Origin of the sequence: Leptolyngbya sp. FACHB-60, from assembly GCF_014695775.1 — a bacterium.
Classification (GTDB): domain Bacteria; phylum Cyanobacteriota; class Cyanobacteriia; order Phormidesmidales; family Phormidesmidaceae; genus Nodosilinea.
This window is the reverse complement of record NZ_JACJOX010000022.1, coordinates 175,662-194,422: the sequence shown is the minus strand read 5'-3', so window position 1 is coordinate 194,422 and position 18,761 is coordinate 175,662. Positions and strand designations below refer to the sequence as shown.

General features: G+C 56.9%; 20 protein-coding genes and 1 tRNA gene. 8 read left to right on the top strand and 13 right to left on the bottom strand.

Annotation, left to right across the window (positions count from 1 at the left end):
• Nucleotides 1-64: 64 nt before the first annotated feature.
• Nucleotides 65-907 (top strand): alpha/beta hydrolase, encoded by an 843-nt coding sequence (locus H6F57_RS08900; RefSeq protein ID WP_190628572.1) that lies wholly within the window; start codon nucleotides 65-67, stop codon nucleotides 905-907.
• A 229-nt stretch (nucleotides 908-1,136) separates the two neighbouring features.
• On the opposite strand, the gene H6F57_RS08895 is transcribed toward H6F57_RS08900, so the two are convergent.
• Together H6F57_RS08895 and rlmB are read right to left on the bottom strand one after the other, a co-directional pair.
• Nucleotides 1,137-1,442, bottom strand: a complete 306-nt coding sequence (locus H6F57_RS08895; protein WP_190628574.1) for a DUF1816 domain-containing protein — start codon at nucleotides 1,440-1,442, stop codon at nucleotides 1,137-1,139.
• A 45-nt stretch (nucleotides 1,443-1,487) separates the two neighbouring features.
• Entirely contained in the window at nucleotides 1,488-3,026 is a 1,539-nt protein-coding gene (rlmB, locus tag H6F57_RS08890; protein ID WP_190628575.1) for a 23S rRNA (guanosine(2251)-2'-O)-methyltransferase RlmB, read from the bottom strand.
• 380 nt (nucleotides 3,027-3,406) lie between these two features.
• Between rlmB and H6F57_RS08885 the strand changes: the two genes are divergently transcribed.
• Nucleotides 3,407-3,802 carry a helix-turn-helix domain-containing protein gene (locus H6F57_RS08885; protein ID WP_242024939.1) on the top strand — a complete coding sequence of 132 codons (396 nt, stop codon included), beginning with the start codon at nucleotides 3,407-3,409 and terminating at the stop codon, nucleotides 3,800-3,802.
• On the opposite strand, the gene H6F57_RS08880 is transcribed toward H6F57_RS08885, so the two are convergent.
• From H6F57_RS08880 to lipA, 3 genes are all read right to left on the bottom strand, one after another.
• Nucleotides 3,799-4,041 carry a DUF4327 family protein gene (locus tag H6F57_RS08880; protein WP_190628576.1) on the bottom strand — a complete coding sequence of 81 codons (243 nt, stop codon included), beginning with the start codon at nucleotides 4,039-4,041 and terminating at the stop codon, nucleotides 3,799-3,801. The genes H6F57_RS08885 and H6F57_RS08880 overlap by 4 nt on opposite strands.
• A 290-nt stretch (nucleotides 4,042-4,331) precedes the next feature.
• The gene (locus H6F57_RS08875; RefSeq protein WP_190628577.1) at nucleotides 4,332-4,856 is read right to left on the bottom strand and encodes a CAP domain-containing protein; all 525 of its coding nucleotides are present in this window, start codon (nucleotides 4,854-4,856) and stop codon (nucleotides 4,332-4,334) included.
• Between the two features lie 147 nt (nucleotides 4,857-5,003).
• The gene (gene lipA / locus H6F57_RS08870) at nucleotides 5,004-5,873 is read right to left on the bottom strand and encodes a lipoyl synthase (protein WP_190628578.1); all 870 of its coding nucleotides are present in this window, start codon (nucleotides 5,871-5,873) and stop codon (nucleotides 5,004-5,006) included.
• A gap of 131 nt (nucleotides 5,874-6,004) precedes the next feature.
• Here lipA and H6F57_RS08865 point away from each other — a divergent pair, with 131 nt between their 5' ends.
• On the top strand, nucleotides 6,005-6,580 hold the full coding sequence (locus tag H6F57_RS08865) for a L,D-transpeptidase (RefSeq protein WP_190628579.1): 576 nt from the start codon (nucleotides 6,005-6,007) through the stop codon (nucleotides 6,578-6,580).
• Nucleotides 6,581-6,597: 17 nt separating this feature from the next.
• Here H6F57_RS08865 and H6F57_RS08860 read toward each other — a convergent pair whose 3' ends face one another.
• The 3 genes from H6F57_RS08860 to H6F57_RS08850 all read right to left on the bottom strand — a co-directional run bounded on the left by H6F57_RS08860 (nucleotide 6,598) and on the right by H6F57_RS08850 (nucleotide 9,674).
• A complete protein-coding gene (locus H6F57_RS08860) occupies nucleotides 6,598-7,641 on the bottom strand; it encodes a Gfo/Idh/MocA family oxidoreductase (protein WP_190628833.1) in 1,044 nt (347 codons plus the stop codon).
• Nucleotides 7,642-7,956: 315 nt separating this feature from the next.
• Nucleotides 7,957-9,405: a hemolysin family protein gene (locus H6F57_RS08855; protein ID WP_190628580.1), complete on the bottom strand. Its 1,449-nt coding sequence runs from the start codon at nucleotides 9,403-9,405 to the stop codon at nucleotides 7,957-7,959.
• 17 nt (nucleotides 9,406-9,422) lie between these two features.
• Nucleotides 9,423-9,674, bottom strand: coding sequence for a hypothetical protein (locus tag H6F57_RS08850; protein WP_190628582.1), 252 nt, complete (start codon nucleotides 9,672-9,674; stop codon nucleotides 9,423-9,425).
• 172 nt (nucleotides 9,675-9,846) lie between these two features.
• Here H6F57_RS08850 and H6F57_RS08845 point away from each other — a divergent pair.
• A tRNA-Ile gene (locus tag H6F57_RS08845) sits at nucleotides 9,847-9,919 on the top strand.
• 78 nt (nucleotides 9,920-9,997) lie between these two features.
• Here the strand turns inward: H6F57_RS08845 and H6F57_RS08840 are convergent.
• A complete protein-coding gene (locus tag H6F57_RS08840; protein ID WP_190628583.1) occupies nucleotides 9,998-10,396 on the bottom strand; it encodes a hypothetical protein in 399 nt (132 codons plus the stop codon).
• 184 nt (nucleotides 10,397-10,580) lie between these two features.
• Here H6F57_RS08840 and pyrE point away from each other — a divergent pair, with 184 nt between their 5' ends.
• Together pyrE and H6F57_RS08830 are read left to right on the top strand one after the other, a co-directional pair.
• A complete protein-coding gene (gene pyrE / locus H6F57_RS08835; RefSeq protein ID WP_190628585.1) occupies nucleotides 10,581-11,225 on the top strand; it encodes an orotate phosphoribosyltransferase in 645 nt (214 codons plus the stop codon).
• Entirely contained in the window at nucleotides 11,225-11,719 is a 495-nt protein-coding gene (locus H6F57_RS08830; RefSeq protein ID WP_190628586.1) for a class I SAM-dependent methyltransferase, read from the top strand. Before pyrE ends, H6F57_RS08830 begins: the two co-directional genes overlap by 1 nt.
• Before the next feature lie 45 nt (nucleotides 11,720-11,764).
• On the opposite strand, the gene H6F57_RS08825 is transcribed toward H6F57_RS08830, so the two are convergent.
• The 3 genes from H6F57_RS08825 to H6F57_RS08815 form a co-directional block, all read right to left on the bottom strand.
• A complete protein-coding gene (locus tag H6F57_RS08825) occupies nucleotides 11,765-12,823 on the bottom strand; it encodes a class I SAM-dependent methyltransferase (protein ID WP_190628588.1) in 1,059 nt (352 codons plus the stop codon).
• 145 nt (nucleotides 12,824-12,968) lie between these two features.
• Nucleotides 12,969-14,279 (bottom strand): histidine--tRNA ligase, encoded by a 1,311-nt coding sequence (gene hisS / locus H6F57_RS08820; protein WP_190628590.1) that lies wholly within the window; start codon nucleotides 14,277-14,279, stop codon nucleotides 12,969-12,971.
• Nucleotides 14,280-14,349: 70 nt separating this feature from the next.
• Nucleotides 14,350-14,637 carry a helix-turn-helix transcriptional regulator gene (locus H6F57_RS08815; RefSeq protein WP_190628592.1) on the bottom strand — a complete coding sequence of 96 codons (288 nt, stop codon included), beginning with the start codon at nucleotides 14,635-14,637 and terminating at the stop codon, nucleotides 14,350-14,352.
• Nucleotides 14,638-14,743: 106 nt separating this feature from the next.
• Here H6F57_RS08815 and H6F57_RS08810 point away from each other — a divergent pair, with 106 nt between their 5' ends.
• Nucleotides 14,744-15,250 (top strand): DUF4168 domain-containing protein, encoded by a 507-nt coding sequence (locus H6F57_RS08810; RefSeq protein ID WP_199294708.1) that lies wholly within the window; start codon nucleotides 14,744-14,746, stop codon nucleotides 15,248-15,250.
• A gap of 6 nt (nucleotides 15,251-15,256) precedes the next feature.
• On the opposite strand, the gene H6F57_RS08805 is transcribed toward H6F57_RS08810, so the two are convergent.
• On the bottom strand, nucleotides 15,257-17,176 hold the full coding sequence (locus H6F57_RS08805) for a PBP1A family penicillin-binding protein (RefSeq protein ID WP_190628593.1): 1,920 nt from the start codon (nucleotides 17,174-17,176) through the stop codon (nucleotides 15,257-15,259).
• A gap of 322 nt (nucleotides 17,177-17,498) precedes the next feature.
• Between H6F57_RS08805 and tyrS the strand changes: the two genes are divergently transcribed.
• Nucleotides 17,499-18,731: a tyrosine--tRNA ligase gene (gene tyrS, locus H6F57_RS08800; RefSeq protein WP_190628835.1), complete on the top strand. Its 1,233-nt coding sequence runs from the start codon at nucleotides 17,499-17,501 to the stop codon at nucleotides 18,729-18,731.
• The last annotated feature ends 30 nt before the right edge of the window (nucleotides 18,732-18,761 follow it).

Here is an 18,761-nt window from a genome sequence, read left to right as displayed (position 1 = left end):
GCAACATCCGGCCCAGCCAGGCTATGGTAAATCGGGTGCGCTACAGCGGGGATCGCCACACATCATGAAACTGCATTGCACCATCCAGGGCCAGGGCTTTCCCATTCTTTGTCTGCACGGGCACCCAGGGTCGGCCAAAACCATGGGGGTGTTTACCGAACGGCTGAGCGATCGCTACCAAACCATAGCCCCCGACCTGCGAGGCTACGGCGCTAGCCAAACGCGATCGCCCTTTGACCTTAACGACAGTCTCGCCGATCTGGTAGAGCTGCTCGATGCCCAAGGCATTGATCGCTGCCTGGTGCTGGGCTGGTCGTTAGGGGGCATTTTGGCGATGGAACTGGCCCTGCGCTACCCCCAACGAGTGGTGGGGCTGATTCTCATTGCCACGGCAGCCCGCCCCGTAGGTGCCCACCCGCCCACCACCTGGCTGGAGCTGGTCAACACTGGCCTGGGATCAATTTTGAATGTGATCGCTCCTGGTAATGGGCTAGTGCGCTACGGACTGGGGCCACGATCGCTCTACCGCTACCTGCTGCGGCAGCATACCCCCCATGCCTACCACCGCTTAGCAAAAGAAGGTTTTTGGGCCTACCTAGGCACCTCGCCTCTGGCGAACCGTGCCCTCAACCGCGCCCTGGCCCGCCGCTACAACCGCCTACCCGATCTAGGGGCGATCGCCGTGCCCTGCCTAGTGCTCTGTGGAGCAGACGACTGCCACATTACTGCCCAGGCCAGCCTCGAAACCGCTGACCATCTGCATAGGGCAGAAAGCCACTGCTACCCCAACACAGCCCACCTGTTGCCCTGGGAAATCCCAGATCAGCTGCTAGCCGATATTGATATATGGCTAGGCCGGCACGGACCCGAGCTAACGTTGAGAAACACTGACAGCCAATCGAGATAGCTCGCTCAAGCGCAATAGCTGTCTAGGGATTAACCACAACAGGCCCAACAAAATGAGTATGCGTCCTCACCTAGGACGTTTTTTAGAGCAAAACTTACAACGTTGACCGCTGTGCTTAGGACACGAGTCACTACCACTTGCCGACACTGGAGCGGCGCACTGGCGTATAGCCATTGCTCCAAGGGATTATGCAGAATGTCCTCACCAAGCTGGCGATGGCTACAGTTCCCTAAGGCTGACCGCTAAAGGCAGGGGTCGAAAACTCTCCCACTGGGGTATCCCACTCATCGGTGATGGTGAGCTGCTTGGGGCGGCTGCACAGCGAAACCATCAGTTGAATGTTCTGCGCCCCTTCCTGTTCTAGGTCTTCGACGTAACCCCCTTTAGCGCTATGAGCCTCAGACTCGCTATCAAAGGGGCCAAAATAGTAGGTACAGGCGGGCTGACTGGTCTTAATCTCAACCCACCAGGCTTTGCTCGAGCCTAAAATGCTACTTAAGATGCTATTTAAAAAGCGACCTAAAAGGTTGTTCATAGATCCTGCCTATCTGCCTAGTTTTTAAAGTTTCTCAAGGGATAGCTACGGCTCTAGGCCATTTTTAGGCAGCGCCGCACCATTTTTGGTTATACTGCCTTGCTTTTGATTTTGCAAAGAGGAAATTTGTTCCTGGGCTACCCATTGATGACGATAGATCTCATAGAGAGCCATGCCTGTAGCCACCGATGCATTTAAGCTGGGAACCATTCCTCGTAGCGGAATTGATAGCAGCGTGTCGCAGCTCTGCTGCACAGTCAGGCTGAGGCCGCTGCCCTCAGAGCCGACCACAATTACCGTTGGGCGATCGAAGGTGGTGCGGTGCGCTGGCTGACTCGCTTCTGACGATAGCCCATAGATCCAAAACCCCTTTTCTTTGAGGGTATCGAGGGCGCGCTTTAGGTTGACGACTCGCGCTACGGGCAGACTTTCTAAAGCGCCAGCGGCCACTTTGGCCACGGTTGACGTTACCCCTACTGCTCGCCGCTGCGGGATCACGATCCCTTGAGCCCCGAGAGCTTCGGCGGTGCGAATAATCGCTCCCAAATTGTGGGGATCGGTAATGCTGTCGGCGGCAATAATCACCGGCACCTTAGCTGATCCCAGGGCGGTTTCGATCATCCCATCGAGGTCGTGGTAGGCGTGGGCAGCGGCCTGGGCAGCGATCCCCTGGTGGCTGGCTCCGGCAGTGATCTGGTTGAGCCGTATGGTGTCTACTTCATCAATCACCGCGCCGTTGGCTTTGGCCTCATCGATCAGCGGTAGAAATCGGGGATCGTAGCGAATGCGATCGTTGACCCACACACGATTTAGGGGCCGCTGGGCCTGGAGAGCGGCTTCTACGGCATGACGACCGTAGATCAAATCGGTTTCATCCTGCACATCGTCGCCATCGCCCGCCCCCTGGCTGCTGGCCCCAAACGAGCGGGGTGGGGCAGAGGCAGCGCGATCGCCCCCTGCATAGCGGGATTTACCTTCGTCGTAGCGAGGCTTGCCACCCTCATAGCGAGGCTTGTCGCCGCTATAGCGGGGTTTGTCGTCTTTGAAACGAGGCTTACCACCCTCATAGCGAGGCTTGTCGTCACCATAGCGGGGTTTGTCGTCACCATAACGGGGCTTGTCGCCCCCTTGACGAGGTTTGCTGCTCTCGTAGCGCGGCTTGTCGTCTTTAAAGCGGGGTTTAGCACCGTCATAACGAGGTTTGTCGTCTTTGAAGCGAGGCTTGTCGTCACCATAACGGGGTTTCTCGTCACCATAACGGGGCTTGTCGCCTCCTTGACGAGGTTTGCTGCCCTCGTAGCGCGGCTTGTCGTCTTTAAAGCGGGGTTTGGCACCGTCATAGCGGGGTTTCTCGTCGCCGTAGCGGGGCTTGCTGCCTTCGTAACGAGGTTTGCCCTCGCCATAGCGAGGCTTATCGTCTTTAGAACGGGGCTTGCCGCTGTCATAGCGAGGTTTATCGCTGTCATAGCGGGGCTTGCCCTCACCACTCTGGCGGGGCTTGCCGCCTCGGTAACCCTCCGCATTTTGGCGAGGCTCCGACCCAGAAGAACGGTTGGGGTTGCGGAAAGGCTTTTGGGACGACATGGCCACACCTGATAGGAGTTAAAAACCAAAAAATTAAGCAGAAAGCCTAGGCTAGCACGGCACACTACTACCCTATCATTCCTAATTTTTGCAGGTCGACTGACTAGGTACTGATTTAGGCGGGTAAGCCCAGTAATGATAAGAACCCCAACCCTTCAGACCGCTGCCGCATGAAGAGTTTGGCAATTCTTTCCCCAACCCAGGTACGGCCAACTTTATTCTTGTTGAAGTACCTATCTGCTCATCGTGGCCCTATTCCAAAGGGCTTAGGGACGGATCTAAAAAGAAGCTTAAATTCTCGGCATCCAGTACCAAAGTGACCAACATCCCCGGAATAATCCTTCACAATGGAAAATAACACCCATACCGGAGTGATGCCTATGCCTCACACATCCAACGGTACGAAGCTCGATTGTCCGGTTCATCTGGTGTTGTCATACATTGGCGGCAAGTGGGCCATTCTTATCTTGCAAGAGCTGTTTCAAGGTAGCCGCCGCACCAATGAGTTTTTGTCGGCCCTGCCTGGCATTAGCACCAAAACCCTGACTGCTCGGCTGCGCGAGCTAGAAAGCTACGGCTTGGTCAAGCGCACAGTATTTCCTGAGGTTCCTCCACGGGTCGAGTATTCGCTTACCCCTAAGGGGCATGAAGTGCAGCCGATCATGGCGGCCCTTAGCCAGGTGGGGGAGCAGTGGCTAGTGCACAACCCTAGCAACTTGCGAAGCGATCCCCCTGGGAATCGCCCCACTACCCTCTATCGTTCTAGAAGTCGTTAGTCATTGCTCCAAGTTTCGTGGGGGATCAGATCGCCGATGCGATCGCGCAGACCGTAGTCGTTACTCTCTAGCTCAGCCTCAATCAATGGCCACTCTCGGGCTGCAATGTAGCCGCACAGCGCACAGATGGGCTGACAGCGGTCTAGTGTGCCGCGCTCTACGAGCTGCTTAGCCTCATCACGGAGATCGTCTAAGGTGTAACGCCGAGTCAGGGTCGAATTAGCTGCTGTAGTAGTCATGGAATAGCCCTCCAACAATTGGATGGCAATGAGAATATCTACTTACCACCCCAACTACATAGTGCAACCCCAACAAAAGGGAGCGAAGCAGTTAATACGCATCCTTAACGTTTGTTCACATGACGCAACATTGTAGCCTGGTATACCGTTGTGAGCCTATTCAAAAGTGGCCATGGCTGGATGAATATTCAAAGCTATAGCGATGCCACTGCGCTTAGAAGAACACTCATCCCTGCCCTTGGACAAGGCTGGCGTTAGCCCAACCTCCAAGATATGACCTAGGGTGAGGCCTAGCGTGGTCTGGCAAACACTTGAGCCCAGTAGGGGCGATTTGCTCCTGTAGCGTAGCCCACCCCCAGCTCAGTAAAGGCAGGATTGAGAATATTCTGGCGGTGGCCAGGGCTACTCATCCAGGCGGCCATGACGGTGGCGGCAGTGGGCTGCCCCATGGCGACGTTTTCGCCGATGGTTGACCAGTTGTACTGGGTGGCGTCAATGCGCGATCGCATCGTTGAGCCGTCTGACCCGGTGTGGCTCATGCGGCGGCTAGTGGCCATATCTTGAGCATGGCGTTGGGCAGCGGCGGTGAGTTTATCGTTGAGCACCAGGGGCGGCGCATTTACCCGCCGGCGTTCGACGTTGACTAGGCGCAAAATCTCCTGGGCGATCGTCACATCGGCCTGAGCTACTGTTACCGCCGGGCGTTGAGCGATCGCCGCTGGCACTATTGCCCCTGGCAGCAGCCCTGACAATGCTGCCGTCAATAGGGCAACGCTCGCCGAGCTGGTGCCTAAAACCTGTTTCCATCGCTGCATGGGTATCTCCTGAGGTGAATGCTTAACGGCGATAGACGACCCTGCCATCCCCTTGACGGCAGCGCAGAATTCACGGTTCCATTCAATTTCACCTAAGATGCCCAGATCTAACGCCGCAGGCCAAACCAGCTCTCAGCGATCGCAGACCTAACGGGGATTCTGGGCCATGAGTCGCTGCACGTCTTCGGCGTGGTACGAGCTGCGCGTCAGCGGCGACGATACCACCTGCAAAAACCCCTTGGCCTCGCCCACCTGCCGCCAGGTGTCAAACTGGGCTGGGGTGACAAACTCTGCCACGGGCAGGTGCTTTGGCCCCGGCGAGAGATATTGCCCTAGAGTCAAAATGTCGCAGTCTACAGCCCGCAGGTCATCCATTACCTGCTGAATCTCAGCATCGGTTTCGCCCAGACCCGCCATTAGGCCCGATTTGGTATAAACCCAGGGGGCCAACTCGCGGCTGCGGCGCAGCAGTTCGAGCGATCGCCCGTAGTCCCCCTGGGGCCGCACTCGTCGATAGAGCCGGGGCACCGTCTCAGTGTTGTGGTTCAGCACGTGGGGCCGAGATGCCAGGATCATCTCCAGCGCTTGCCAGTTGCCGCACAGGTCGGGGATCAGCACCTCAATAGTGGTGTCTGGAGTCGTTTGCTTAATCGTCTCGATGCAGGCCACAAACTGGTTGGCTCCACCATCGGCGAGGTCGTCGCGGTTGACCGAGGTGATGACCACATGGTTGAGTTTCATGCGCCGCACTGACTCAGCCAGACGCAGGGGCTCGGTGGGGTCGAGGGCCTGGGGCTTTTTCTCAAAGTCAATATCGCAGTAGGGGCAGGCTCGGGTGCAGGCCGGTCCCATAATCAAAAACGTGGCCGTACCGGCCTTAAAACACTCGCCAATGTTGGGGCACGAGGCCTCCTCACAGACGGTGTTGAGACCGAGGTCTTGCAAAATTGCCTTAACCTCGCCCACCCGTTCCCACTGAGGCGCTTTAACCCTTAGCCACTCTGGTTTTACCGCCACCGTCTCCAACCCCGACCTTGTGTTTGCGCTTTAATCATATCAACCCCCAGCATCACTTGCTTGGACTGCGTTCTGTCCCTAAGGGATGGCGTTATGCTGGAAAAGAGTACCGGGAGACTACACCAACTGCGATGGATGCGCCCTCTCCCCTAAAACGCTGCCTCATGGTGCTGTGCTACGGCGCAGCGGGGCTGCTGGCCGCTGGGGCATGGCAAGACCAGGTCAGCTCTCGCTGGCAGTTCGAAGAACCCTTTGCCAGCACCCGCCTGGTGCGACTCGCTACCGTAATCACCCAGGCTCCAGAAACCCTCATGACCGCTAACACTCGCGTGGTGATTAGCCTCAGTCGACGGCGGCTCACCCTCTATCAAAACGACGAAGTGCGGGGCGAGTTTCCGGTAGCCATTGGCCAAGACGACTGGGAAACCCCAGCGGGCTATTTTACTATCCGCGACATGCGCACCGACCCAGTGTGGCAACACCCAATTACTAAAGAAGCCATTGGCCCAGGGCCTAGCAACCCCCTAGGCTCACGGTGGATTGGCTTTTTGGTGCAGGAGCAGTATCACATCGGCATCCACGGCACGAACCAGGAAACCCTGATCGGCGAGGCCGTTTCCCACGGCTGCGTGCGCATGCTCGAAGCCGACGTTCACACTCTATACAGTCACGTCAAGGTGGGCACTCCGATCAAGGTAATGCCTTAGTTGAATCACGATAAAACCTACATAGCCACCGTCAGCTCTTTGCCGAGGGCCGTGGGGTCAAAATGATGCCAGGGCTTGCCATCCAGGGCCATCTGCTCAATCAGGCTGGCTAGGCGCAGCGCCTTGAGGGCCTGCTCGCCACCGACCGAGGGCTTTTCGCCGCCGCGCACGCAGTTTACAAAGTGCTCCAGCTCAGCATGAAGCGGCTCAATATTACTGGTGTAGACCTTTTCAATCAGGCCATCCTGGCGGTAGAGCACCTGGCCGTAGTCGGTGGAGCAGTCGGCAGTAGTCTGCCGGTGAATCAAAATCTCATTGTTGAGAAAATCGGCGTCGGTAAGGGAGTTCTTGCAGTGGGCCGTAATGCTGCGAATTTTGCGATGGGTGACTTTGCTGGAGGTCAGCGTGGCCACAATGCCGTTGCTGAAGCCCAGGGTGGCGGTGACGTAGTCGAGGTAACCCGAATTAGAAGCGCGGCTGCCGCTGGCGGTCAGGGTAGACACTGTCGAGCCCGCCAACTCTAGCAGCAGATCAATATCGTGGATCATGAGATCGAGCACCACCGACACGTCGTTGGCCCGCTGGGAGTAGGGGCTCATGCGACGGGCCTCTAGGGCCAGCAGTTCTTCGGTTTTGAGTACCTTATGCAGCTCTTGAAAAGCGGGGTTAAAGCGCTCGATGTGCCCCACCTGCAAAATGCAGTTAGCGGCGGCAGCGGCGTTCACGAGTGACTCAGCCTCGGCAATGCTGGCAGCGATGGGTTTTTCGATTAAGACGTGCACCCCAGCCTGCAAGCAGGCCATGCCGACGGCGTGATGTAGTCGGGTGGGTACCGCCACGCAGACGGCATCGACGTGCTTGAGTAATTCTTGGTAGTCTTCAAAAAAACGCACTCGGTACTTGCCCGCAGTGTCGAGGCCGCGCTCTACATTGACATCAGACACGCCCACCAGTTCGACATCTTTGAAGCGGCTTAGCACACGGGTGTGGTGCTGGCCCATATTGCCTACACCAATAACGCCAACGCGGATGGGATCGGGCAAATTTCGCGATAGGTGCATGTCTAAGGCAGATGACAATAGGGGGTTTTGCACGCCTGTCCTTCCTCTAGGAGACAAAGATACGCCGACAGTTGATGGGGTGCGAACGTCAGAGCGAGTGGAGAACTGAGACGGCCAGGTAAAATCACTCAGATACTATCACAATGCTTCACACTGTAAAGAATAGCGACATTCTTTGATGGAGAACCACGGATTTGTGGCGCGATCGCGGTTTAGCAAACCGTTTCTTGATTTTCTCGCTGTTCCATTTACCATATCGAGACTAAGCTGGGGCGCTTAATAAGCTGTGGCAGTTCTTAAGCTGTCTAGGCGGGGTTAACTGAGGGGAAAGCCATCAGAGTCGGTGGCCGCTGCCGCTGGGGCATTAGGCTCGTGTTCAGCTGGCACGATGGGCAAATCGAGCGATCGCACTAAAATATCGCCCAGCCGGGGACCATCGGTTGATAAAACCACCCATTCGCGATCGGCAAACACTAGGCGATCGCCCGCGTGGGGAATTTTTTGCATTTGATAGATCAAAAAACCTCCTAGGGTTTGGTAGTCGTCCGAGTAGGGCAGCGTCAGGCCGAGCAGCGTGTTGACCTCCTCAAGATCGGTGTGGGCTTTAACGCGGTACGACTGATCTTCGAGCAGCTGCACGGGCTGCTCGGTGTCATCGTCGGGTTCGTGAATTTCGCCAATGATTTCAGTGGTCAAGTCACGCAGGGTGAGTAGGCCAGCGGTGCCGCCAAATTCATCGACTACTACGACCAACTCCTCGCCTGTGCGCTGCATCGTGGCCAGCAGCTCATGAAGGGGCGTGTACTCGGGCACAAAGCGGGCGGGCTTGACCCAGGGATGAATGAGGGTGTCAGCATTAATTTGCTGGTGGGCCAGGGGCTGCAAAAATTGCTTCAGCTCCACCATGCCCTGGATGTCGTCGAGGGAGTCCCCCGTCACCGGGTAGCGAGAATGCTCGGCGTCAGCCACCACCTCGATCAGCTCACCAAAGGTTGCCGCTAGAGGAATGGCGGTGATCTGCGTGCGAGGCACCATGATCTCTCCAGCAGTGACGTCGCGAAACTCAAACACGTTGTTGAGGATCACGCGCTCTTCGGCTTCTAAGCCAGGGGTTTCGGCCGTGGTTCGAATGATGAGCTGGAGCTCTTCGGGGGTGAGACGGCTGTAGCTCACCTGATCGCTGTACTGAATATTGACCAGCCGCAGCAGCAGCCGGGTCGACTGGTTCAAGATCCAGATGAAGGGGTTAAACAGCCGCGCGATGGTGAGGCTGGGAGGGCCTAAAAACCGGGCAAGCTGCTCGGGGTAGAGCATCGCGACTGACTTAGGGCAAAGCTCTCCCAGCACAATTTGCAGATAGGCAATCAGAAAAAAGGCCGCCGGAATCGCCAGCGTGTGGGCCAAGGCCTCGCTCTGGGCAGCGCTCAGGGGAGTTTGAGTAATCCAAAAGGCCAGGGTGACAGCCATCGTGCTTTCACCCACCCACCCTAGGGCCAGACTCGATAGGGTAATGCCTAGCTGAGTGGTCGACAGTAGGCGATCGAGGCTGCGCTGGAGCTGCTGCACCGTCTTTGCCTGCACATCGCCCTGGGAGACCAGTTGGCTGATGCGCGATCGCCGCACCGAGACCATCGAAAACTCTGCCGCCACAAAAAAGGCGTTGATGCCAATCAGCAACAACACCGCTAGCAGTCGAGACGCGATCGCAGCGGCAGGCAGCTGCTCAGGGATAAAGACGGTTGATAAATGAGGTAAAACGCCCATGCTCCAGCGCCTAAACGCTACTGGCCACCGCCGTTAACGCGAGCCTTCACCTGCTCCAAAACCTCAGCCTCGTTGACTAAAACCACGTTGCCGTGACTCGCTGTACCCGCCTCGCGGGCTACAGGGGAACCACTAGTCGGTCGAGTTTCTGGCTGGCGCACACCGGTTAGCGCCTGCCGCCCAAGGGTAAACCCCCAAGACGCACTCACTACCCCAGAGCCAATCATCAGCGAGAGCAAGATCAACGTAAACGCTACAGCAGGGTTCATGGCAGGGGCGGGGTAAAACCTTAGAACAAAAATACTTTATAAAGCTCAGTCTGAACCAGACTAAGACGCACCTCGATTATAAGGTTTGAGCCTCAAACAAAATTTTAAGATCTGATTTTGAACTCAAGCCCTACAATAGGACATGTTTTACCATTGGGTAAGGTTATAGATCCCAGGGTTGGCCGAGCGGATTAGGCAGCGAACTCATAATTCGCGTTAGGCAGGTTCAACTCCTGCACCCTGGATTAGCACTCGTTATCAAAGCACCTTTCTGGGGCGGTTAGACGCTGAACCTGCTTGGTAGGGAAGTGCTAGCTCAGCGATCAAAACTGCTGCTCAAAAATAAACTCAGACCCAACGTAGGGCACGCTGCTGCTGGGCTGGGTGAGCAGCGTCGTGGTGTAAGGGCTCGCCAGGTCAGGCACTCGAATCGTGGGATCAGAGGTATTCTGCAACAGCATGATGTCTCTCACCGCCGCCGCTGTGGCATTGGCATCCCAGTCGAGGGATCGATCGGGAAAATCAAGGCCAAACAGACGCTTGGTCTGACGGACGAGACCCCGGTTCCTGAAGTGATCTCCAGAGTAGGTGGTGGTCAGTTCGTCCATAGCCTCGGGAATGGTTTGGGGAGTCTCTTGGCTCTGCCCTGCCGGAGCCGCGACGGCGGCAGCGGCTAGCAGCGCCAGCGTCAGTCCAGAAATATGATTTAATTGAATGCCCATGGCCAAGCCTCCTCAACTCGTTGGATTGGTGCGATTCTGGTGGTGCTCAAACCCCAAGCCTCGCACTATCCAGAGCCCCAAGGCCCTCTGATCACGCGAAACTTAGCCGCACCGATCACCCAGTGCATGTCCTTTATAGCGCGATCGCAAAAAACCGGAGCATTTTTAAAGGAATTACCCACCCATGGATCAGCTTTTGATTGATGCGCCCGCTGCCACCCTGCTCAGCCTCAAGACCGATGAGCTGCGATCGCCCCTGCTCGACCTGTTTTGCCGGGGTGCTTACCAAGAGGGTGACTTCGTGCTCAGTTCAGGCCAGCACAGCACCTATTACATCAACGGCAAACTGGTGACGCTGCACCCCCAGGGGGCACTGATGGTCGGCCGCCTGCTGCTAGACCTGGTGCCGCCAGAAACCGTAGCAGTGGCCGGGCTCACCCTAGGTGCCGATCCTTTGGTCACGGCGGTGAGTCTGGTGGGCGTCTATGGCAGTAACCATAGACCGTCTACCGAGAGCCAACGCACCCTTTTCCCGCTAATCATTCGCAAAGAGGCCAAGGGCCACGGCACCCGCGCCTATATTGAGGGGCTTGAGCTACCCCCCAGCAGCTCTGTCACGGTGCTTGAAGACGTCGTCACCACGGGCCAATCAGCCCTTAAAGCCGTCGATCGCCTCCAAGCCGCTGGGTACCAAGTCAACCAGATTCTTGCCCTCGTCGATCGCCAGCAGGGCGGTGCCGAACTTTATCAGAGCCACAATCTACCCTTCAAAGCTCTATTCACTATCCAAGATATCCAGGCCCACTGGGCCACCCTTAAGCCTGCCTAATGCCAGCGCCCCGCCCCGACATTGGGTTTATACCCACCCCCGTCGATGCCATGGTGGCCATGCTTAAGCTAGCCGATCTCAGCCCCAGCGATGTGGTCTACGACCTGGGCTGTGGCGATGGGCGCCTGCTACTTCGGGCGGCTGTAGACTACGGCGTTCGGGGGGTTGGGGTCGATGTGGATGCGGCATTGCTGCTGCGGGCTGAAACTAGGGCTGAGCAAGAGGGAGTAGGCGATCGCCTCACCTTCCGGCAGGAAAACCTGTTTGAAACTGATTTCCGCGACGCCATGGTGGTCTTCATCTATCTACTGCCTCACCTCAACCTGCGCCTACGGCCTCGGCTCCAGGCGCAGCTGCAACCTGGCAGCCGCATCGTCACCCATATGTTCGACATGGGCGACTGGGCACCCGACCGCACCCTGCACTTACAACCCTCGGAAGAAGATTCGGTGCTTTATGTGTGGCGCATTCCCGATCAAAAAGCCCCCGAATAATCGAGGGCTCGAAGCCTCAGAAGCCCTATTCAGTTAGCTCTATGGCTAAACCACCGCTGGCTTGCGGCATACCCAGTACTTGCTCATAAAGTGCACCTGGTTACTGACCGATTCAAACCCTGCGTCAGTCAAGCGCAGATTGAGATCATCGGTGGTGTAGTGCCGGTAGTAGGGCTCATGGAACATGGCCGGGAAGTTCTCCATTGCCGCCTCAAACTCAGGGGAGTCAAGCCGCTGAATTGAGTCACACAGCACTACAGTGCCGCCAGGTTTCACCACCCGATAGATTTCGTCAATCACGTTCTGCCGCGCTACCGCAGGCAATTCATGGAACAAGAAGACGCTGACTACGCCATCAAAGTAATTATCTACAAACGGCAGGTTTTCACCATTGGCCTGCACAAGCTGAGGCAATACTCCTGGCTTAGCCGACAGATCTTCGTTGGCCTTGCGCAGATAGGCGGGCGATAGGTCGGCTCCGTAGAGCGATGTTTTGGGCAGGGCATCGCGAATCATGCCGAGGGTGCGCCCCGTGCCACAGGCCACATCTAAAACCTTAGCTCGGTCTTCGACGCCAGCCGCCGCCAGGCCCTGCTTCAAAGGAGCCAGAATGCGACGGCGCATGGGGTCAGCGGTGCCGTTGAAGAGAATCTCGACCTGGAGGTCGTATAGATTAGCCGACATATCGCTCAAGTAGCCGTCGGTCTGGTGGTGAAAGTTTTGCAGGTAATACTTGGGATACCCGGCTGTGTCGATATCGTCAGAAAACGTGTGGTGATCGCGTTTGTTCAGCCGCTCCCAAATCTGGGGTAGGTCGAGGCACACCAGGGGATAGAACCGAAAGAAGTCATCCCAGGGATTATCAAACAGCAGCTCTTTGGGGTAAACTCCGGCCTCTGCATCTTGCCAGTCGCGCTCTAGCAGGTCACCCATGCGCTGCTGCAGCAGTTGCAGAGATTTTAGGTCTAAGGGCGTAGTTTGAAGGTCTCTGGGCGGACTGACCGTCTGCATAACCTGGGTGCTAACGGCTTTGTGGGCTAGCCCAAAGTAGCTCTTGCCCTGTTGAAAGGCTTGGTAGGCCAGTTTTGTGATGGTGTCAGGCATACAACCAGCAAATAAATTAGTTGTTGAGCAGAAAATACCAATGTGAACAATCGTAACGAATTTCTCAGGGAAGGAGGGTCTTCCGAGCGACGGAAAACCCTCCTTCCCTGAGGGGTAGCCGAACAGTTTTGAACTCTAACTGTCTTTATGTTCGGCTTTGAAGCTGCTTCAAAAAACCGTCGGTATCGCTAAGCAATGCTGCCTGGGAGAAGCTGGTTTGATCGCCTGAGATTAGCCACTTAATCTGCACGGTGCCCTGGGCGGCCTCGTCATCACCGATGATTAGGCAGGCAGCGGCCCCGCTGCGATCAGCCCGCTTAAACTGCTTGCCAAAGGCCGCACCGCTGAGGTCTAGCTCTACCGCTATTCCTTGATGGCGTAGTTTTTGGGCCAGCTGTAGGGCATTGGCTTCGGCCTGCTCGCCGCGAGAGACCAGATAAATATCTGGAGCTGTGGCCTTACCCTGCTCCAGAGCTTCGAGTAACAGGGTGAGACGCTCTAGGCCAATGGCCCAACCCACCGCTGGAGTAGCCGGCCCGCCCAGTTCTTCCACTAGCCCGTCGTAGCGGCCACCACCGCACACCGTGGCTTGAGCCCCTAGATCGCTTGACTGAATTTCAAAGGCGGTGTGAGTGTAGTAGTCGAGCCCTCGCACTAGACGTGGGTTGAGTTCATAGGCAATGCCTAGGGTATTGAGTTGAGCCAGCACTTGGTCAAAGTGGCGTTTGGAGTCAGGGCCCAGGTAGTCCAAAATGCTGGGAGCTGACTGGGTAATGGCCTGGGTTTTTTCGTCTTTGCTGTCGAGAATGCGCAGGGGGTTACGGGTGAGGCGATCGCGCGAATCTTCGTCCAAATCTGCCGCGTAGGGGGTGAGATAGGCGACTAGTGCCTCGCGGTAGCGGGTGCGATCGCTTCTGTCACCCACCGAGTTCAAGTAAAACGTCAGATTCTTGAGGCCCAAAGCCTGCAAGATATCTGTAGCCAGAGCAATCACCTCCACATCGGCGCGGGGGTCGGCGCTGCCCAGCACCTCGACTCCTACCTGGTGAAACTGGCGCTGGCGACCTTTTTGCGGGCGCTCGTAGCGAAACATGGGGCCGGTGTACCAGAGGCGCTGTACGCCACCTTGGGCGTAGAGACTGTGCTGCACGTAAGCTCGCACGACTCCAGCGGTGCCTTCGGGGCGCAGGGTACAGCTGCGATCGCCCTTGTCTTTAAAGCTGTACATCTCTTTGCCCACCACATCGGTGGCTTCGCCAATGCCCCGCTCAAACAGGGCGGTGGCCTCAAAGGTAGGGGTGCGAATTTCGCGGTAGGCAGCCCGGCCCAAAATCTCTCTCGCCGTCGCCTCTACCCGCTGCCAGGTGTGAATGTCGGCCACCTTTAAGTCTTGGCCGACAAACTGCGCCTTGGGCAAAATGTCTTCGGTTCCGGGCAGCGATTGAATCGACTCCATAACGGGGCAGGCGCTCTCAATGGGCAATACAGAACACCCATCATAGCCTGAGGTTGGCCGGTGGCGGTGCCTAAGCCTCCTGACTCTCGGCCTTGAATTCAGGCAGTAGGCAGCAGTTGACCTCGTCGATGCAGACCTTGCCCGACTGGAGCGCCCAGCGAAACAGAGCCACCCGGTTGCCCGTGGCGGTCTTGGTCAAAATGTTGCTGATGTGGTTGTCGACGGTGCGTTTGCTGATCTCCAGCTTCTCTGAAATTTCTTGGTTGGTTAGCCCCGATGCCACTAGCTCAACGATCTGTAGTTCTCGGTCAGAGAGACTCCCTTGACCAGGCACTGGAGCCGTATCATCGCTTGCCATGGCAGTCTGTTTCCTTCGTCATTGTGTATTTATGCTTAGGCTTAGTACTACTATAGGCCATCTGGTTTCGGGTAGGCTGGTGAAACGCGTTCTGAGCCGTTGGTCTATGGGTTTTGAGTGGATGACTGCTGCTGTTGAGCCCTGCGTCTGTTGGCTGAAACAGTGGGGCAAAATCCGGAGCAATTCTTCGCTGGGGAGGCAAAGCCAGCGCCTGATGTATTCGGTGGTGTATCTGGGCGCAGTCATCATGCTGTTGGGTATGGCTACCCCTGTGCTCGCTGTCTCCTCATTACCAATGGCGGACGAATCAGCGCCAGCGGTCTCCCCTAGCCAGCCTGACGCCAACGATATTCCCTCAGAGACCGTCAGCCGCTTTGTCAACGCTTATATGGCCGTGGTCAAGCTAATCGAGTCGCGCGAACTTGGCCTACAGCGGGCCGAAACCGACACCGAATCGCGCCAGATGCAGCAGGAGATTCAGTCCGCTGCTCTCGATTTGATTCAAGCCAACGGGCTCACCCTCTCCGCTTACTGGGAACTGCTGGGGCTCGCCAACAGCGACCCGGAATTTCGCGATCGCGTCCTCGCCCAAATCGACGAAGCCAATCTCTAGCCGTCGTTAGGGTTGCACAAATTCCGAAGGTCGCTTAAAGTTCTCGGCCGGCGTGTTGGCCAGGGCCTGCTGCATAAAGTCTCGCCACACCGGCGCAGCATAGGTGCCTCCCGTAGTGCCAGAGCGCATCGGCGAGTAGTTATCATTGCCAATCCACACGGCGGTCGAAAGTTGAGGTACATAACCCACAAACCACACGTCTCGTTGAGAGTCAGTGGTGCCGGTTTTACCCGCTGCTGGTCGCCCAATCTGAGCCGCTTTGCCGGTTCCCCGAGCAATCACGCCCTGCAAAACGTCGGTCAGCGACGCAGCCGCCCAGGGGTCGAGCACCAGCTGAGGCTGGGGGGTGTTGTCGAGCAACACATTGCCGCTGCTGTCGCTCACCTGCACGATAAAGGTTGGTTCAGAGTGCCAACCATTGCTGGCAAAGGTGGCGTAGGCTCCGGCCATTTCCATGGGGGTCAGATCTACGGAACCTAGGGGCAGCGAGGTTACCGGCTGCATGGGGCTGTTAATCCCGAGGGTGCGGCACAGCTCAATGATTTGGTTCACTCCCACCGCCTGGCCCAGCTTCACCGCTGGCACGTTGCGCGAGGTCTCCAGCGCTGTGCGAATGGGGATATTTCCCATAAAACTGCTGTCGTAGTTTTTGGGGCTGTAGTAGCGATAGCCATCGGGATAGCTGACCGGCGTGTCGGCAATGCTGCTGGCTGGAGTGTATCGCCCCGTGGCAAAGGCCACATAGTACACAAACGGCTTAAACGCTGACCCTGGCTGTCGGTAAGCCTGAATCGCCCGGTTGAACTGGCTGGTTTGATAGTCGACCCCACCCACCATAGCTTTCACAAAATGGGTACGAGGGTCGATAGACACCAAAGCCATCTGATCGGCAATGTGGCGAATGCGGGCATTGTGCCGCTGCACCGTAGCCTCAGCCATGCGCTGCATGTTGAGGTCAACGGTGGTTTGCACGCGCATACCGCCCTTCACCACCGCTTCGTTGCCAAAGCGCTGCTTCAACTCCTGGACTGCCGCTTCGGTAACGTAGGGAGAAATACTGGTGCGGAAGGACTTTACTTCGCCCACTAGTAGGGGCGTATCTCTGGCGGCTACCTCGTCTTCTGGGGTAATCCAGCCCAGCTGGCGCATGCGGTTAAGCACGACGGCCTGGCGCTCCTTAGTGGCTTCGTAGTTTTGGAAGGGGCTGTAGCTTTCTGGAGCCTGAATCAAGCCTGCCATCACAGCGGCTTCGGGTAGGGTGAGGTCTTTTGCTGACTTATTGAAGTAGCTTTGGGCTGCGGTTTCGACCCCATAGTTGTTGTGGCCCCAGTAGACCTGGTTGAGATACATCTCCAGAATTTCGTCTTTGCTGAAGATTTGCTCTAGGCGCAGGGCCAGCACGGCCTCCGCCACTTTGCGGCTGACGGCCCGCTCAGGGGTGAGAAACAGGTTTTTCACCAGCTGCATGGTGATGGTCGAGCCGCCTTCTACCGTGCTCCCGGCTTCTACGTTGGCCAGTAAGGCCCGGCCTACGCTGCTGGGGTTGATGCCGTTGTGGGAGTAAAAATAGCTGTCTTCTACCGCTAGCACGGCCCGTTTGAGGTGCGGCGACATCTCGTCGAGGTCGATGACTTCGCGATTCGCTTCGTCGTGGAGGCTGTGTAACAGGGTGCCGTTGATGTCGTAGATATAGCTGGTCTCGCTGGGCACGTAGTTGCGCAGTACCCGCACATCCGGCAAGTTGCGAAAGCTAATGGCCAGACCTACCAGTCCGCCCGCTAGCACAGAGCTAGCGATCATGGTGGTGCCGAGCAGGGCTGCCGCCGCTACCTGCCCTACGTCTTGAACATACTTCAACGCGTTGGGCGCTCGGCGCAGGGGCTGAGGCTGAGATCGGCTTTTGTGGCGAATGGTGTTGGTTGACACGTTGGCTCTTAAAGGCTGCTTATAAAACGACGGGGGGTTAGCGATGAAGCGCTGCTGGGTGGGGCGTAGATGCTCGTCGGTAGATGACGGTTAGGCCATTATAATGACCCTCTAGATAAGTGAGCGCCAGCGATGCCCTAAAGACCGTTCGAAGGCGATCGTAGGCACGCCTATCCTAGCCTTACAGATGGTTATAAGGAGAAGCTAAGGGCCACTTTTGTCACAACTTATAAGTCAGTAGCTTTGGTGCCCTCAACCTGTTTTCTCTAGCCCCTGGGCAATACCAACCCGCCGTCCCTACCCCATGAACTCTGTTTTCACCATGACCCAGGCTAACCCCAGCTCCTCCCCGGTTGAATTTGAGAGCATTTATCGGGGCATCAGCGAGGTCTTTCCCTACCAGCCAGACTCTAGCGACCCAGAGCAAAACCTGACGCAGCGGCTGCTGAAGTGCGATCGCCCCCTGCGGGTCAAGCTAGGCATTGACCCCACCGGTGCTGAAATTCACCTGGGTCACAGCATTCCGGCACGCAAGCTGCGCGCCTTTCAGGATGCCGGCCACACCGCTGTGTTGATTATTGGTGACTTTACCGCTCGCATCGGCGACCCCACTGGCAAGTCAGAGGTGCGCCGCCAACTGACAGAAGCGGACGTTAAGACCAACGCCGAGACTTATCTGGAGCAGGTGCGCCCCATTCTCGATTTTGATACACCCGGTCGGCTGGAGGTGCGCTACAACTCCGAGTGGCTATCGTCCCTCGACCTGGGCAAAATTCTCGATCTGCTCAGCACCATGACCGTAGGGCAGATGCTGGCTAAAGAAGGTTTCTCCGAGCGCTACGGCAAAGGCGATCCGGTCTTTCTCCACGAATTTCTTTACCCCCTGATGCAGGGCTATGACTCTGTGGCGGTGCAGTCCGATGTCGAACTGGGCGGTACTGACCAAAAATTCAACATTGCCGTTGGGCGCGATTTGCAGCGCCGCTTTGGCCTACTGCCCCAGTTTGGCCTGCTTGTGCCGCTGCTGTTGGGCACCGACGGCATTCAAAAAATGTCGAAATCCCTGGGCAACTATGTGGGCCTACAGGAAGATCCTTTGAGCATGTACTCTAAGCTCGAAAAGGTGCCCGATGCCCTGATTCAAGACTACTTTGAGCTGCTTACGCCCTTCGCGCTGGATACCCTGCCCGAGAATCCGCGCGATCGCCAAAAGCTGCTGGCCTTAGAAGTCACCCGCCAGTTCCACGGCGAAGCAGCGGCTCAGCAGGCCCAGCAGGCCGCCATCAGCCTCGTTCAAGGCACTGGTGAACCTGCCGCTGGGGTGCCCGAGTTTTCTCTAGCCGAAATCAATTTCCCGGCCAAACTGTTTTATCTGGTGGGGTCTACACCGCTGTGCGCCAGTAGCAGCGAGGCCCGCCGCCAAATTCAGGGAGGTGCCGTGAAGCTCGATGGCGAGAAAATGACCGACCCTAACCAGGAGTTTGTCAGCCCCGCTGAACTGATTGGTAAAGTGGTGCAGGTGGGCAAGAAAAAATTTGCCCGACTCACACCCTAGACAGCCCAAGGCGAATCCGAACCCCTAGCC